The sequence below is a fragment of the Chryseobacterium limigenitum genome (assembly GCF_900114875.1).
Classification (GTDB): Bacteria; Bacteroidota; Bacteroidia; order Flavobacteriales; family Weeksellaceae; genus Chryseobacterium; species Chryseobacterium limigenitum.
In genome coordinates, this window is record NZ_FPKW01000030.1 from 16,769 (window position 1) to 32,570 (window position 15,802).

Annotated in this window: 16 protein-coding genes; 15 read left to right on the forward strand and 1 reads right to left on the reverse strand. The window is 36.3% G+C overall.

Going from position 1 to position 15,802, the window contains the following annotated elements; translation table 11 throughout:
* Nucleotides 1–84: 84 nt before the first annotated feature.
* Nucleotides 85–1,656, reverse strand: a complete 1,572-nt coding sequence (locus tag BT156_RS20515) for a hypothetical protein (protein ID WP_072412794.1) — start codon at nucleotides 1,654–1,656, stop codon at nucleotides 85–87.
* Nucleotides 1,657–2,020: 364 nt separating this feature from the next.
* Between BT156_RS20515 and BT156_RS20520 the strand changes: the two genes are divergently transcribed.
* The 15 genes from BT156_RS20520 to BT156_RS20595 form a co-directional block, all read left to right on the forward strand.
* Nucleotides 2,021–3,730 carry an MFS transporter gene (locus BT156_RS20520; protein ID WP_072412795.1) on the forward strand — a complete coding sequence of 570 codons (1,710 nt, stop codon included), beginning with the start codon at nucleotides 2,021–2,023 and terminating at the stop codon, nucleotides 3,728–3,730.
* A gap of 137 nt (nucleotides 3,731–3,867) precedes the next feature.
* Nucleotides 3,868–4,533 (forward strand): hypothetical protein, encoded by a 666-nt coding sequence (locus tag BT156_RS20525; protein WP_139255541.1) that lies wholly within the window; start codon nucleotides 3,868–3,870, stop codon nucleotides 4,531–4,533.
* 2 nt (nucleotides 4,534–4,535) lie between these two features.
* On the forward strand, nucleotides 4,536–4,997 hold the full coding sequence (mobC, locus tag BT156_RS20530; protein WP_139255542.1) for a plasmid mobilization relaxosome protein MobC: 462 nt from the start codon (nucleotides 4,536–4,538) through the stop codon (nucleotides 4,995–4,997).
* Between the two features lie 11 nt (nucleotides 4,998–5,008).
* Entirely contained in the window at nucleotides 5,009–5,881 is an 873-nt protein-coding gene (locus BT156_RS20535) for a relaxase/mobilization nuclease domain-containing protein (protein ID WP_072412798.1), read from the forward strand.
* Between the two features lie 33 nt (nucleotides 5,882–5,914).
* Nucleotides 5,915–7,249, forward strand: coding sequence for a type IV secretory system conjugative DNA transfer family protein (locus tag BT156_RS20540; protein WP_083582427.1), 1,335 nt, complete (start codon nucleotides 5,915–5,917; stop codon nucleotides 7,247–7,249).
* A gap of 113 nt (nucleotides 7,250–7,362) precedes the next feature.
* Nucleotides 7,363–7,695 (forward strand): hypothetical protein, encoded by a 333-nt coding sequence (locus BT156_RS20545; protein ID WP_072412800.1) that lies wholly within the window; start codon nucleotides 7,363–7,365, stop codon nucleotides 7,693–7,695.
* A 124-nt stretch (nucleotides 7,696–7,819) separates the two neighbouring features.
* Nucleotides 7,820–8,428: a hypothetical protein gene (locus tag BT156_RS20550; protein ID WP_228430217.1), complete on the forward strand. Its 609-nt coding sequence runs from the start codon at nucleotides 7,820–7,822 to the stop codon at nucleotides 8,426–8,428.
* A 14-nt stretch (nucleotides 8,429–8,442) separates the two neighbouring features.
* Nucleotides 8,443–10,116 carry a hypothetical protein gene (locus tag BT156_RS20555; protein WP_072412801.1) on the forward strand — a complete coding sequence of 558 codons (1,674 nt, stop codon included), beginning with the start codon at nucleotides 8,443–8,445 and terminating at the stop codon, nucleotides 10,114–10,116.
* 151 nt (nucleotides 10,117–10,267) lie between these two features.
* Complete coding sequence (locus tag BT156_RS20560) at nucleotides 10,268–11,197, forward strand: tyrosine-type recombinase/integrase (protein WP_072412802.1); 930 nt, start codon at nucleotides 10,268–10,270, stop codon at nucleotides 11,195–11,197.
* A 7-nt stretch (nucleotides 11,198–11,204) separates the two neighbouring features.
* On the forward strand, nucleotides 11,205–12,074 hold the full coding sequence (locus BT156_RS20565; RefSeq protein WP_072412803.1) for a tyrosine-type recombinase/integrase: 870 nt from the start codon (nucleotides 11,205–11,207) through the stop codon (nucleotides 12,072–12,074).
* Nucleotides 12,075–12,105: 31 nt separating this feature from the next.
* Nucleotides 12,106–13,149: a phosphoribosyltransferase-like protein gene (locus BT156_RS20570; protein WP_072412804.1), complete on the forward strand. Its 1,044-nt coding sequence runs from the start codon at nucleotides 12,106–12,108 to the stop codon at nucleotides 13,147–13,149.
* Nucleotides 13,150–13,178: 29 nt separating this feature from the next.
* The gene (locus BT156_RS20575; RefSeq protein WP_072412805.1) at nucleotides 13,179–13,793 is read left to right on the forward strand and encodes an NADAR family protein; all 615 of its coding nucleotides are present in this window, start codon (nucleotides 13,179–13,181) and stop codon (nucleotides 13,791–13,793) included.
* Between the two features lie 113 nt (nucleotides 13,794–13,906).
* Nucleotides 13,907–14,857, forward strand: coding sequence for an RHS repeat-associated core domain-containing protein (locus BT156_RS22540; RefSeq protein WP_170857352.1), 951 nt, complete (start codon nucleotides 13,907–13,909; stop codon nucleotides 14,855–14,857).
* Nucleotides 14,854–15,384, forward strand: coding sequence for a hypothetical protein (locus BT156_RS20590; RefSeq protein ID WP_072412806.1), 531 nt, complete (start codon nucleotides 14,854–14,856; stop codon nucleotides 15,382–15,384). Before BT156_RS22540 ends, BT156_RS20590 begins: the two co-directional genes overlap by 4 nt.
* A 146-nt stretch (nucleotides 15,385–15,530) precedes the next feature.
* Nucleotides 15,531–15,802, forward strand: a 272-nt coding sequence (locus BT156_RS20595) for a transposase (RefSeq protein WP_027380512.1), incomplete at its 3' end; no start/stop codon positions are given.

The following is a 15,802-nucleotide window of genomic DNA, read 5'->3' on the forward strand; positions in this document are numbered from 1 at the left end:
ACGTAACTAATTTATAATGAAATATTTAAAAAAGTCAATTCATTTTAGTTATGATTAAATCTCATTCAGTACATTGAAATGAATTCAATTTAAATTTTTTATTTGTTTCAATATTTTCATTAGGAAAACATTGTAGTTCCCTTCCAGTTTACATCTTTTATCTTCGTAATATAATTTAGGCATATATGAATTATATATATGCTGTAAATTTAACGACGTAGTTAGATTTTCTATTTCATTAAGTTCCCTGTAAGACGACATATCCTTCTCAAATTCTTCTTCCGTTTCATAAATAGTTTCCGTACTAAATGCTAAATAGCCTACAAAATCTTGTGCTATCAATTCTCCTAGAACAAAAAAATCTCTTAAAAAAGAATGATCTATCTTTTGCTTTATTTTTTCAAGATCCTCTGTATTTTCAAGTTTGACAAAATATTCAATATTGTTCCAAGTATGAACTTCTTGAATTTGAGATGTAAAAAAATCAACCTCTTCAAATTTATTTCCTTCCCTGTAACTAATAATTTCTTCTAATGTTGATTCAAACCCCAAAAGATATACTTTACTTATAAAATTTCCAATTTCTGCATTGGTATCCTTATATGGATATTTTTTTCTTATAGCCCCCTTAAACTCTGATATAAAATTTAATATTTTGAGTGGTTCAACTGAACTATAATTTTCTAAAGTGTTTAGATAAATATATTCTACATCCAACAACGCTAAAATACTTAGGATAGTATTGTCTATTACTACTCTTCTATTATATAAATGCTTAGAATCACCATAAAGATCAATAGCAATTCTATTAAAAATTCTATCGGCTATCAGATTTCCAATAACAAAAATAGTTTTCGTTTCTTCATCATCGAAGGGAGATGATTCATTATCTAATTCATGCTTATCAATCTTTAACCTTTTTAAAATATAGTCAAAAGTTTCAAAAGAAAATAGCCCATCAAAATGCAATGATTTAAATAGTACAGGAAATGTGTTCTTTGAACTGAATTTTTTATCGGAAATATCTTTGTCATAATTTTCAAAACAATTAATAAAAAAATTATGAAGCCCTGCATTAAAAGCATCTATTAACTCTTCTGAACGACTAATAGAATGGTTGGCAATAAAATCTAAATCTAGCCGTATTTTATTTGTATCATTTATCTTTTCTTCTATTACAATTTTGGGTTGCTGATTTTCTATGGGTTTATTATGAGAAGACAAGTCTAAATCATCCTTAGTATTATTTGCAGTTAACCCATTTATGGTAAAATCATTCCAGCCTTTACGTCCTATACATACCGAAAAAAAATCAAGGGAAGCTCCTTTAATTGGGGTTTTATTTTCTAAAAAACTTTTAAAAGTTTTATCATTAGGATACAAACTTTTTATTACGCCAAAAGATAGAAATTCTTTTTTTAAATCAGAAAAAACATTTTTGAAGCTATCTGAGTTATATGTTGATTGAATACTGGATATTGTTTCTAATCCTTTAGAATATCCTTTTTTAGATTGTTTATAAAAATCTGTGATATTGTATTCAAAATTAGTTGTAAATGTAGATTCATGGGCTATTATATAGCCATCCTTTGAGTAATTTAATAACACTTCATTTCTTAATGCATCAATTTGTATTTTCTTTTGTTCAGTAGTCATGGTTACAATATAAGTATACCAACGAAAGTATAAAATTTTTATAAAATAAATACAGTTCACTGAAAATCTCCACAATCCTTTTCATCATCTATGTTTACGGACACTACTAAATAATCTTTCCGCAATCATGGAATCATCTTTCCAAATGCTTCCTTGTACTGATTTCAAATAATTTCACTTTTGCTTCAACAAAAAAAAATTTTAAAAATTTTAAACCTATCAATATGAAACCAACCCAAAAAATTTCACACCCCAAGACGGTTCAGTAGTTTAATAAAACTACCAACCATCGACACGTCAGCTTCAATCAATTATTGAAGAAAAATTTCACAAAAAAGTCTAATCATATAAAAAAATAAAACAAATGGAAACACACAATCAGAAAATTATTAAACCCTCCAAAGAAAAAATGGAGGTCATTAAGAAAGACCTTAACGAAAAAATAAGCGATAGCACCGAGGATTTGCTTCGTTTGGTAGTATTCTGGAGTTGGTGGATGAAGTTCCTCTCCAACCAGTCGATACTCAAAATATTACATCAATCACGAGCGTTGCTCAATGGCAAACTTCAATTCCTAAAACAGGATTTTGAAAAAAATGTAGTGCAGTTTAAGCAATTAACCCAAAATTTCATGCGGTTAACCTCCGTTACAGGTGACGATAAAATATTGGACATTGCAGGAGAAAAACAGGAAGTTCAAGCAAAAAGTGATCTTGCCCGTACCTACTCACAAGAGGTTCACGATCACATTGCCGGAAACATTGCCAAATCAAAAATTCTGCAAAGCGATTCGGAAATTAATTTTAGTGAAGCCGAAAGCATCAAATCACAAAATTACATCCAAGCCGTCAAAAAATCAGATTTAGAAATAAAAATTTATCCTTCAAAACCTGAACTTGATTTTGCCGAACTTACCCAACTACAAACGGAAACCGTAGCCTCTACAGAAATCCCACAGGAACAAGTTTCTGTAGAAAAAGAGCAAGTTTCTCCTGCTGTGTATTCCAAACCCAAACAAGTTATTTATACCCAAGTTGGCTCAGCTCCGGATTTTTATACAGCTGAGGCACAATTTGAAGAAACCCTTTTGGCATCGGGCGAGAATTATGCTTTGCAATATTCCAACCCAACCAAAGAAAATGCCGAGTCTGTAAACCTTTCCAATACTTCTAAAGATGCGTTGAAACAGCCGACCTATAATCAAAACATACTGTCGTTTATCGGTTTAGATAAGGTTATTTGGGTCGCATTGGTGTACTTTATCGCTATCGCTGGAGAGATCCTCATATTCTCCGCAATTTTTTCAGTGGTTTATAATTTCGATCCGGTAAAAAGCTTTGTAGCAGGGCTTTGCCCAACGTTACTTTCTTTCGGAATCGGATATGCTTTGTACGGTAACATCTTACATTTCACGAAAAATAATAATCAGATTGCCCGAAAGCTGTTTTCATCGGTGTTTATGACCATTGCCATGATTTTAGCCCTCACTTATGCAGCTTCCATGGGGTTGTTGTATAAAAACACCCTCGACCAAGATGAATTATACGGTCAAATGACCATGCAGAAACAGGAATTATACGAATACAATCCTGAAATTCTCGATGAGGATATGACAGCAGAAGAGCGGGATAAAACGATTCGTGAGAACGGAACCAAGGTGGATGAGATCAATACCAAATTGGTTCATCTCCAAGAAGGTCCGATGGCTACAATTGGTAAATTAACCATAGCCTTCAGCTCCCTTATCTTCCTTTTATTTTCTGGAATCTGCTTTGGTATTTTCATTTTGTTCCTTTCTAGTTACAAGCTCCAGAAAGCCATAAGACGCATACAAAACCGTCTCCCAAGAATTGAGGCAGAATTCCACTCTCAAAAAAATGTCATCATGGAACTGGATAATCTTTCCAACAGAATATTACACCTCCTTGGTCAAAAAAGGTTCGTGGAAAAATTACTGGCAGGCGATGAAACCAAAGACATTTTGTACACCCCACCTGCCAAAGAAGAACCTAAACCAACTTTCTCCTCCAACGGAACATACCACCATTCTGAAGAAATTAACAGTAACAATTAATCATTAACCTTTAATATTTATTTATCATGAAAAAGATTTTATTTTTTACCGCAATCAGTGTATTAATCTTTAACCTTACCTCTTGTCACAAAGAGGTAACGGAAAACACTGCATCTGAACGTTCATTGATCATTCTGATGAAAGATAAGTCCGCTTCCGTATCTGCTACAGATACGGAAAAGGAAACCAAACATCTGAAAGGCTACCTCGCACAGTATATGGCAGAAAATACCGATGTCGTTGTGATGGACATCAATTCCAACTCCAACAGCCGGACAAATGCTAAATGGTTCTACTATAAAGCCCCTAAACGTCAGGTTTCCACCCGAAATAAAACCAAAAAACAGGACGAACTGGACGAAGTCATGTATCAGGAAAAAGTCCACAAAACCTTGCAGGCTACCCAAAAGAGGATCATTACAACGATGTTTGCTAAAACACCCCCAAGCCAAGAAACGGCAATTGTGGAACTTGTAAGTCCTATTTCCGAGATTTTAAAAGACTACGATAAAGCGTCCGTTTTGATCTACTCGGATTTAATTCAAGAATCAGGCTTCAGAAATTTTACCAAGGGGCAATGGGCGATGCCAAATAAAAAATACGCTGTAGACGTAGCCACTAAAGACTTTGAACGTCTGCAACAACAAAGTTCTGAGATTGATTTGAGTAAAATCAGCTTTGTCGATGTGGTTACTCCCAATAATCCGAAGAACGAAAAATATTACGTGAACATGCCGTTTTATTTTGACACCATCTTTACGTTAGGCAAATATAACGGAACGATCGATTGGAAAAAACTGTAGTCATGGAAAACTTCCGCACGTATTTATTAGGCAAAGGTTTATCGCATCTTCAAGGTGCGGAACGTAAAAAGATATACGCAGAGTATAAACGTGAATATGTGCGGAATTTCATGAAGCAAAAACGCAGTAAACATCAGGTTATTGAACTATTCCTCACAGAAAAAGACTACGAACGGCTAACCAAAACAGCCCAGCATTATGGGCTGTCCCGTTCGAGTTTCTGTCAGCAATTGGTACTGAGCAATATTTCAGATACCGTGTGGATTCCCAATCAACAGCTTATTTCCGAACTGCAAATCTCCATTAAAAAAATTGGAAACAATATCAATCAAATTGCCCGAATTGCAAATTCTAAAAAAGAATTAACGCACCAATTGTGGGAAGAGGCGTACCAAAAACTTCATCAGTTGGAAGAGTTAATTAAAGAAAACCTAAGCCACCCTGAATTGTTTGTGAAAACCTAAACCAGTGCCGTATGCTTAACCAAATCAATTTCGCTCTTATGCTTATCAAAATTCTTTCAAGGAAAAATAAGTCGTTCCGAAGTCTGATCGGTTATATAGACAGACAAACGGAGGGGCAGGAATTGTACTGGAACGTACCCCAGAACGCTACATCGGAGCGATTGGAAAAGGAGTTTTTAGAAAATGATACGTACCGAAGCTCGCAATCCAAAAACAGTATGTACCATCATATTTTAAGTTTTTCCGCCAAAGACAAAGCAGTTATTACTCCCGAATTGTTGGAAAGCGTAGCACAGGAATACATTGTAAAAGCAAACCTCGAAAACCATTTAGTATATGGCAGAGTTCATTCCGATACGGAGCATTATCATTGGCATTTAATCAGTTCCCAAAATGCTTATCACAGTAAAAAGGGATTCAGATTATCAAAGGCGGAACTTAAAAACCTTCAAGTACAAATGGAAGAATTTACAAGGTTGCAATATCCCGAAATCAAATACAGCTATGCTTACAGCGGAAAACGTAACCTTACGTTGGGACTTACAACTTCCAAAGTGACGATGAAACCCACGGAGCAGGAATTTCAGATGGGTAAATCCGAGCGTAGCACCGAAAAGCAGGAACTCATCAACTATCTGAAAAGCCTTGCCACCCAAGTACATTCCCCGAATGACTTTGAAAAAGCCATTGAGCAGGATGCACGTTATGGATTTTATACCTACAGAGACAACATCCACGGCATTATGGATAAGCAAAACGGTAAAAAATACAGGCTTAGTACGCTGTTTCAAACCAAAGACCTTACGGCAATTTATCGTCAGCTGAAATCCAGACACAAAGAATTGGAAAACCAACGAGAAAATCAGCAAGATAAAGAACGCTAAAACCAATAAAAAATAACCCTAAAAACCAATATCATGGACAAAATATGGAAATTAATATCGGGCGAAAAAGAACAGCAATATGAAACTCTACATGGAAGCAGTCGTTTTATGACCAAAAGAGAGGAACAGGACATCCTTTCCCGTTGGAATAAAGGAATTGTGGTGGACGGCAAACGAAGAATTTCAAGAACAAAAACCATCCATACACTCATTTTAGCTTCCACAGGTGGTGGTAAATCGGTGTGGATTTCTGCCAATCTGTTAAAACCAAAATCTGATTCTTATATCGTTACTGATACTTCAGGCGAACTTTTTAAACTGACCTCAAAATATTTAGAGAAAAAAGGGTATAAAATTCTGCACTTTAATCTCTCACAAGACGGAGCAAAAGGACTGCATTACAATCCGCTTGCGTTCCTCAAAACCGACAGCGACATACAAAGATTTTCAAAAGTATTATTGCAGGCGCAAGGCTTAGATAAAGGAAACGACCCGTTCTGGCAGATCTCTACCGAACAGTTGTTCTTTGTACTCATTAAAGCGGTTCTGAAAATGCCATCCGAACAACAAACTTTACAAACACTTTATCATTTGGTAGATTTGTGTACAGCAGATATTGAACAGGCGGAAGGTGTACTCACATCTTCGATGGACGATGAACTCTATCTCAAATTTTCCGCTTTTAAGAATTATAGCGAAAAATTAAGAACTTCTGTACTCGCTACGGCTTCAGCAGTACTGAGTCCGTTAAACGATTCTTATATCCAACAGCTCACTTCCAAAAATGATTTGGATATTTCCTTACTCCGAAAACAGAAAACCATTCTCTATATCCAAAACAGTGAACGGGATTTAGCACATACCGCTTTTCTCAGAAACTTATTATTAAAAGATATTTTCTATAATCTACTTGCACCACGAGGTAAAAATGAAAAAAGGGTGTACGTATTTTTGGATGAATTTGCAAATGTCTATGTCCCAGATTTTACCACACTCATCACAGTTAGTCGAAAATACGATTTGAGTTTAACCTGCGCACTACAAGACCTGCAACAGCTCAAACAGAACTATCCCAATGCTGAAAACACAATCCTCTCGAACTTTCAGGTTAAAATTGTTTTGCCTGGACTCAATGCAGATTCTTCCGAGCAGATTTCAAGATTATTAGGGATGGCAACGGTTACCAGTGAATCAAACGAAACCAAAAAAAGCAGTTTGACTGCTCGCAGGTTACTCACTGCCGATGAGATCCGCACGCTTTCTTCGGATGAAGGCATTATGATTTTTTCCAATAAACTTCCCATACGGCTCAAAATGAAACCGTGGTACAAGAGTTTTTGGCTTCGCTTACGATTGGGAATGTATTAAAGCAATTAGCAATTAGCAATTAGCAATTAGCAATTAGCAATTAGCAATTAGCAAAACTAAAGACTATTAACTGACAGCCAAAAACCATCAACTATCAACCAAAAACTGCAAAAATGAAACTTTCTGAACAACTCATCCATCTACTGATATTAATAGGAATACTGACTTTAATTTATTTAGTCATCTGTAAACTGCTTAAACCTTTGGGAGCTTTGCCTAAAGCACTGGCGGAAGCGTTGGAACAACTGCTTATTATAGTCTTTGAAATGATTGCAAAGCTCGTACACTATATAGTAGTGTTTATCAAAAGTACCGTTCCTGTCATTTTTGAACACCTCCTGAAACTTATTATTGCTCTGTTTCTGTTTGTAGTTCGGGGATTTACGTGGCTGATTAACGGGATCGTATCGCTGTTAAACCGCCTGTTCCGACTGACGCAGAATTAAGCCGAAAATACGCTTAAACATCTCACATTCAGGGACTTTCTTGGAGGTTATGTCGAAAGGTTTGCTTAATGTTGCATGTGTCAGATTATGAGGCGATTAACCCAATAAATAGCATAAAAATAACATGGAAAAACTTGCATTATTCAAAAAAAATACGCATCAGCGGGAACTGAGGGGACTGCCCGAAATTTTCCAGTCTTTTGAAACCGGAATACGGAGCTCCAAAGCCGTTGATGCAAAGAGGTTCTTAGAAAAAATCGGTATAAATTTTAACGAACTCCGCATCGGCTTCAACTCGGGACAGCTCCACCACCGACAGCCACAGGAACTGAAAAACCGTTACGAGCAGTTGGGACTTCTGACTAAAAGCGATGCCAACGTTCGGGAAGAAAATATGACTGCTTATACCGTATTCGGACGCAAAGGAATTATTTTCCCGCTTTTCAATGAACACAACGTAATCGTTAATTTTTTTGCCATCCGATTTAAAATGGCAATCCCACAGGAAAGCTACCTCAATGACCGTGGAGTGTATCCCTGCTATCCGCATCCAAGCACGAAAAAACTCTTCATCGTTCCTACGATATTGGACGGGGCAAGCCTTCTGCAAAGCAAGGCTCTGGAAAATAAGGAAGCCGTTTTGGCTCTGCACAATGGAAAAATGCTTCCCCAACATAGAGAGGCGATTGAAAGTTTAGAACATCTGGAAGAAATTATTGTGATAAAAAGATAGCAACAATACAAACAATGGAAACCATACAACAACTAGTACAACAAATAAAACCGCAAATCCCCATCAGGGAACTACAGCTTCCCGATGGAGACAGCCTCAACGAAATGTGGCTCAAGTACGGAACGGAAGGAATATCGGAATTTCTAAAAAGCGATGCTTCTTCTCAAAAATCTTCTGAAGGATTAAAAATTCTCAGCGATTACAAACTCAGTTTTGAAGGGAAAGCAGGAACGTATCTGGTCATCGGAAAGCTGTCGATGGAAATGCAAAATATGAAAATTTCCTTGCAAATCATCGATCGTGCTACCCAACGAAAACACCGTCTGAAAATAGACCTTTTTGAATTTGCCCACGTACAATTCCAGTGTAAGGAGCTTTCGGAAAAACAAAACTTGGATTACAATACACTCGAAGCGGACTTAATTCGCTTGACGGATTTACTTGAAGTCTACCGTGAAGAATTATTTGAAGCGGAAGTCAATCCCATCAGCGAACAATATTCCGCAAAAGAACTCACTCCAAAAGCATCTGAAAATGCGATGGAGTTCTTATCCAAACCGAACCTCCTGAAAAATATGGACACACTATTGGAGCAGAGCGGAATTATAGGAGAAGAAGATAATCGAATGATGCTCTTTGTAATTGCTTCGGGATATAAAATGCCGTACTTACTCCACGCCTTAATACAGGGAACATCAGGCGAAGGTAAAAGTCATTTATTAAATTCCATCGCCCAATGTATGCCACAGGAAGATGTAATGAACACCACAAGGATCACCAAAAAGTCCTTGTACCACTACCAAGATAAGGAATTAACCAACAAACTCATTTTAATACAGGATTTTGATGGCTTAGATGAAGAAGCCCAATTTGCCTTTAGGGAAATGCAGTCGGCAAAGTTTTTAACTTCTTCCACTGTCTCGAAAGACCAATTCGGAAACGTGAGAGGAAAACTAAAGCAGGTTAACTGCCACTTCGCCAGTTTGACCGCTACCACCAAAGCAGAAGTCTACTATGATAATATGTCCCGTTCGGTGGTGATCGGAGTGGATGAAAGTTTAGAACAAACCCTGCGTATCGTAAAGCAACAGAACCAAAAGATTGCAGGATTGATTGATACCGATAAGGAACAGCAGGCTAAGGAACTCTTAAGAAATTCTATCAGGGTTTTAAAATCCTATATCGTAGTCAATCCTTATGCAGATAAAATAATGCTTCCCCTCGAAGCCAAAATGTTAAGACGGTTAAACAGTCAGTTTCAAAATTTTGTTTCACAGATTACGATTCTGCATCAGTACCAACGGAAAACAGATTCAAAAGGAAGGCTGATTGCTACTAAAGAAGATATTCTGAAAGCAGTTGAAATATTTTTCAGTGCGATTATGATTAAAGTAGATGAACTGGACGGCAGTACCCGACAGTTCTTTGAAAAAATGAAAAGCTATGTCAGAAAGCAACCCAAAGGAACAACCCACCGTTTTACGGCAAGGGAGATCCGTCAGGAGATGAACATCAGCAAATCCACCAATTTTAAATATTTCACGATGCTACAGGAACTGGAATATATCCAAGCGGTGGAAGGCTCGGTCAACAGAGGCTTCAAATATTTGATTACCCATTGGGACGATATAGAGAAACTCCGCACCAAAATCAAAAGCGAACTAACCCAGCAATTGGAGGAGTTATGAAACCGCCAAAGAACCACCACAGCCCCCTGAAATTGGGCAATACGCCGTTGGTGTTCGGTGTTTCGGACACTCTGCATAAGCAAAGAAATAGCCAAAACCACGATATAGAGACTAAACACAATTAAAAAATTACTATCAAATAATACCATCTATGAAGAAGGAAATACAGACCCCAAGCTACCAAACGCTGTTGAAAGATTTTGACAGTTTTATTACCGTAAGAAATTACAAATTAGGCAGAGGCGGTAAGATGCACCAAAATGCCGTTACCGAATTTCTGATGTGGATGGAAGAAAACGGAGTGACGAAAATTAAAGAGGTAACGAGTACGGAAATGATTCTGTACTATGAATACCTGATCACTCGTCCCAATAAACGTAGAGAAGGAACACTTGCTGAACAAACCATCAAAAGCCGTTTATATTCTTTGAGTTTGTTTATGCAAAATTTATTGGAGAACAGAACCATTGACAGTGGGTTCTATATTCCAAGCTACGGAGGTAGCGAAACTTCCAAAATCCGAAATACCTTAACCGTTGAAGAAATTAAATTGGTTTATGCCTATTGTGAAAACGACTTGGAGAGTGCCTTACTCTCGGTTGCTTATGGTTGCGGACTCAGACGAAGCGAACTGGAAAGCCTGAATGTTCGGGATATCCAATTATCTACAGGAGAATTAATTGTTCGGGAAGGTAAAGGAAGCAAGAGACGGGTTGTTCCTATGAGTGATACCGTCATCGAATCAGTACGAAAATATATTCATAACGAAAGACACGAACGAATATTAAACAGTGAGCATTTTGAGGATGCTTTTTTTGTGAATATGAGGGGAAGCCGTATGAGGGGTGAGCATCTCAATGATACCCTCAAAAAAATGATTGAGCAGACAAACAGTTACGAATTGGTGCAAAAAGAAATCACTTTGCACTGTCTACGCCACAGCATCGCCAACCATTTGGCGGAAAACCACGCAGGTATAGAATTTATAAGACGGTTTTTAGGACATACCGAAATCAATACCGCCTATATCTATGCCATCAAAAACAAGAAACGAAATAAAGTAACCTCCCTTTTTAAATAATAGAATGATGAAAAAGCAAACTCTTGAACAGTTTTTATTGGAGCAATATGCTCCCCAGACTGCAAAAACTTATTTATTTGCCATTGAGCATTTTCTCAAAATGAATCCGAAAGCAAAGCGGTATGGCTACCGACATATCGTTTCCTATATGGAGCAGATTGCCCAAAAGCAATCCAACCCACACTACAGGGTAGTCATTCTTTCAGCCATCAAAAAATATTACGATTATTTGGTGATGACAGGATACAGAACCGATCATCCCTGCAAGCTCTTGAACATCAAAGTCAAACACAATCAGCCAATTCAGGTGCAGGATTTATTTACGAGTGAGGAACTGCAACTGCTGTTGAACCGTGAAAACCGTTATCAGTTTATCGACTCCCGAAATGCGGTGGTATTGTCCCTGCTTATCTATCAGGGATTAGCTAGTGACGAAATCGTCAACCTTCGGGTAAAGAATATTGATCTGGACGAAGGAACGGTCTATGTAAAAGCGTCTGCTAATCTGAACCGCAGGACGCTTGAACTGCTCAATAAACAAATGATGGTATTTTCAAAATACATCAATGAATCACGCCCGAAACTTTTACGCTCCGATACAGATAAACTCATCATTACAAAGCTCGGCAAACCAATGAGTGTGGATTCTGTACAAGCAATGATCGAACCTTTAAAAGGATTGTTCCCCGACAAAAAACTCTGTCCGCAAACCATTCGGATGAGTGTGATCTGCAATTGGCTGAACGATAAAAAACTGCCGTTAGAAAAGGTACAGGAGTTAGCGGGTCACAAGTGGCCGGGTACGACCGAAAAATATTTTAAAGCGGATAGTGAACAGCAGAGAGAATTGATTAATCGGTTTTTTCCTTCGCTGTAATTTATTAATTTTGCTTTCTTTACAAATTACCATGAAAGAAATCGCAGATAGTATAGTTGAAACGATAAAAGATTACAGAAATGATGACGGCATATTTTTGGATGCAGACCATGTAATAAACTGGGCAGATCAATTCGGAGAAAATGCAGAGTTTATGCTCAACGAAATAAACTATATACTGCCACAGGTTTATATTTCAAAAGCAACGGCAAAAGATTTTATTGACGGGCATATAAAAGCATTGCAAAGAAAATTTGGTTATTCGAGTATAACAGAATTACTTATCAACACTGAGTTTTTGTGTATGCAAGAAGAACACAAAAGCCAGCCTGCTATTTTAAGCATTCTCGAAAATTTATTAGATGAAAAATATGGTGAATCCTATTTAAAGTACAATACATATCCGAAAGTTAACTTTGTATACTTTGATGATATTCTAGCTTCAGGAAGTACAGTGGGTAAACATTTATTAGAATGGCTAAACTCAAATAATTTTGAAGGAGTAAAAAATGCAGATAATATTATAAATGGTAGTTATAAATTATCGGTAAATCTATTTTGTTATCATACTTGGGGACGCTCCTTTCAGGAGTTTAGATTATTAAAGACATTTGAAAATAAAATTGACAAGAGGATTTTGTGGTTTAGGAATTTCGAAATTCAGAACCACGCAAAATGGCATAATCAGTCGCTGAATATCGCATTCCCAACTGAAGAGCAACCTGCCAATGTTAAATCGTATTTAGCAAATCTTTCCGCTGAAAAATATGAGGATTATGCGTACAGGAAAGAAGGAACACCTGCTGATGAAGGCTTTTTTACAACGCCTGAAAACAGGATTATTTATGAAAATATTCTTCTCCAAAAAGGACTTTCAATCATTAACATGATCAAAGGAGAAGTAAAACCAAACCTGCGACCACTGGGGTTGATAAACCCATCATATAAGACTTTTGGACTTGGAACGCATTTCTTTACGTGGCGTAATATTCCCAATAATAGTCCGTTAGTATTTTGGTGGGAAGTGCAAGGACATGACTGGAAACCACTTTTTCCTGTTGCAAATCGTGGATAATATCAAAAAAAATGTTTTAATTTGTACCAATGAAAATAAGTGAAAGAACGTATAATAAGAAGGAAGTAATTACATTCAGTAAAACGACCGGAGAATTTGGTGGGCTTTCCAATATGGCTTCAGGGTATTCGTTGTTTGTCAACGAAACCAATATTGCCAATACCGAAATCCTTTACCAAGCGTGTAGATTTCCTTTGTTTCCAAAAATCCAAGAGGAAATTATATCTCATTCAAATCCGATGGAAGCGAAAGAGATAAGCCGAAAGTATATTCAATATTCAAGGCAAGACTGGGAAGTAGTTAAGTTTGATATCATGAAATGGTGTTTGCAAATAAAACTCCTGCAAAATTTTGGGAAATTCTCCAATCTTCTTTTAAGTACAGATAATACTCCGATTGTTGAGTTTTCTATGAAAGATAATGTTTGGGGAGCTATTCCAGTAAATAAGGATTTATTAAAAGGTAAAAATGCTTTAGGAAGGCTCTTAATGGAAATTCGGGAGTCTTATGCAAAAAAAATGATTGTAATGGATTCTGTAAGTCCTTTGAATGTACCTGCATTTTTATTGTTTGATCAACCAATTGATAAGACTCATAAACCTGAATTTGTAATTGAAGACCTTGATGATATTTATATTTATTAAGAAATAACTAATAAAAGTTTTTTAAAGTTCTCAAATTGAGAACTTTTTGTCTTTCCAAATTATGATAATTGATGAAATAAACTTACTTTCGTCATTAGAATTAAGACAAAACTTTGATCAACACGTATTCACATATCGAAGGTTTAAAAAAGGCGTATAAGTATAAGTACAACGGAAAAGAGTTGCAGGAGTCTGGGATGTATGATTATGGGGCAAGATTCTATATGGCAGATATTGGGAGATGGGGTGTGGTTGACCCAATGGCGGAGAAATATCATGCTTTTAGTCCGTACAATTATGTTTTAGGCGATCCTATTGCTAACTATGATCCAGATGGAATGCAGGTAGAGAATGATTACAAACTTCTTAAGAATGGAGAGGTTAAGCTGATCAAAGAAACCAATGATAAATCCGACACTTTATATGCAACTGATAAGAATGGTAAAGTAGATAAAGGCAACAGTGTAACAGTAGCAAAAGCAAGTGCGAATAGTGGAAGTATTATTTCTGATTTAGCAGCAGGTGCAATACCGGATAATACTCGATATGGTTACCTTAGTGGAAGTGACGGAGAAAAAATGTTTCCATTGGGCATAAATAGAACAAGAACAACCAATGCTTCAGATGCTGCTAACGTTTTTGTATTTGCCGCTAATAATTCAAATGTTGAATGGGGATTGGCTGGTTATAATACTGGTAATAATATGACTTATGCTCTTTGGACGGGGCATAATACTGAAAGAACACCAAGCAGTATTTTATATCAGGGCATCTCAAAACTATCATTTGAAATTCATAGTCATCCTGGGGATGTAACAATACCATCACCTATTAATAGTGCAAATAAAGGAGATTATTCATCTGCAGGAAATATTAATAATCTTTTTAATGACAATAAAAGTTATCCATATCCCCGACATTTTATGTATTCTAATAAAGGACATCATTTATGGGAATATAATTATACATCAGCAGGAGACACTCGTTATTATCCCGGAAGACCCGGAGTAAATAAACCAATGCCTGTTGGAAGTACTATTAACTTAAGAGCATTAAGAAAATGAAAAATATAATACTGATAACTTTACTATTAACAATTTACTCTTGTGAAAGAGAAGTTAAAAACCCTTACTTTACCTCTGATGAGATCTATAAAACGGTCTTAAAAAGTACAGATATTATTCATAGAGATATCGCAAAAAATACAGGGCTTTTTTATGTTCTTAATCGATATGACACATTAATTGTTATGGCTGTTCCATATGAAAATGTCATTAATCCTACTTTTATGATAAAAAAAGAGGGAACATTTTATACGGATTGTTGTAAAATTATAGTAACCAAACCTTATCGTCCAAAGTTTCAAATGATTAAAAATCCAAATAAGCTTAAACAAAATGATGTTGCTAAATATCTAGATATATATGACGGCAATGAATATCAGAAAGGTGTTATGTACAAGATAAAAGATTTAAATCATTTAGAATTAATTGCAAAGGGAGATTTAAGGCAATATTTTTATCCTATAAAAGAATACGAATTAGTTCCACCACCACCGCCAAAAGAATATTTAGGTAAGCCTTATAAATAACCGAAAACCCTCGCAAAAATGCGAGGGTTTATTGTTTTAAAGTGCAGCCACATTTTTATTAAAGAAGTCTTTAAACTTAGATTTAGTGAGCATGGAGTTGCTAACTTTGTTAGGACACAATTCTTATACTCTTTATCTTTAAGAGTATGAAAAAGATCAGAAAAAATTACAGTCTAGAGTTTAAGATCCAAGCAGTATCTTTAAGTGAGCAGCGAGGCAATGTATCCTCGGTAGCTGAAGAATTGGGGATCTGTAAAGAAAGTCTCGTTAATTGGCGAAAACTTCACAAAGAAGGTAAACTTAGCAAGGAAAAACAAATATCCTCTGATCCAATAAGGGAAGAGTTATTGAGACTTCGCAAAGAACTAGAAGAAACAAAGCTTGAACGTGATATCTTAAAAAAGGCGGTAGGCATCTT

What these genes read in the sequence shown, in the direction of transcription:
- BT156_RS20515 (WP_072412794.1), bottom strand. Translation starts at nt 1,656, where the DNA reads ATGACTACTGAACAAAAGAAAATACAAATTGATGCATTAAGAAATGAA.
- BT156_RS20520 (WP_072412795.1), top strand. Translation starts at nt 2,021, where the DNA reads ATGGAAACACACAATCAGAAAATTATTAAACCCTCCAAAGAAAAAATG.
- BT156_RS20525 (WP_139255541.1), top strand. Translation starts at nt 3,868, where the DNA reads ATGAAAGATAAGTCCGCTTCCGTATCTGCTACAGATACGGAAAAGGAA.
- mobC (WP_139255542.1), top strand. Translation starts at nt 4,536, where the DNA reads ATGGAAAACTTCCGCACGTATTTATTAGGCAAAGGTTTATCGCATCTT.
- BT156_RS20535 (WP_072412798.1), top strand. Translation starts at nt 5,009, where the DNA reads ATGCTTAACCAAATCAATTTCGCTCTTATGCTTATCAAAATTCTTTCA.
- BT156_RS20540 (WP_083582427.1), top strand. Translation starts at nt 5,915, where the DNA reads ATGGACAAAATATGGAAATTAATATCGGGCGAAAAAGAACAGCAATAT.
- BT156_RS20545 (WP_072412800.1), top strand. Translation starts at nt 7,363, where the DNA reads ATGAAACTTTCTGAACAACTCATCCATCTACTGATATTAATAGGAATA.
- BT156_RS20550 (WP_228430217.1), top strand. Translation starts at nt 7,820, where the DNA reads ATGGAAAAACTTGCATTATTCAAAAAAAATACGCATCAGCGGGAACTG.
- BT156_RS20555 (WP_072412801.1), top strand. Translation starts at nt 8,443, where the DNA reads ATGGAAACCATACAACAACTAGTACAACAAATAAAACCGCAAATCCCC.
- BT156_RS20560 (WP_072412802.1), top strand. Translation starts at nt 10,268, where the DNA reads ATGAAGAAGGAAATACAGACCCCAAGCTACCAAACGCTGTTGAAAGAT.
- BT156_RS20565 (WP_072412803.1), top strand. Translation starts at nt 11,205, where the DNA reads ATGAAAAAGCAAACTCTTGAACAGTTTTTATTGGAGCAATATGCTCCC.
- BT156_RS20570 (WP_072412804.1), top strand. Translation starts at nt 12,106, where the DNA reads ATGAAAGAAATCGCAGATAGTATAGTTGAAACGATAAAAGATTACAGA.
- BT156_RS20575 (WP_072412805.1), top strand. Translation starts at nt 13,179, where the DNA reads ATGAAAATAAGTGAAAGAACGTATAATAAGAAGGAAGTAATTACATTC.
- BT156_RS20590 (WP_072412806.1), top strand. Translation starts at nt 14,854, where the DNA reads ATGAAAAATATAATACTGATAACTTTACTATTAACAATTTACTCTTGT.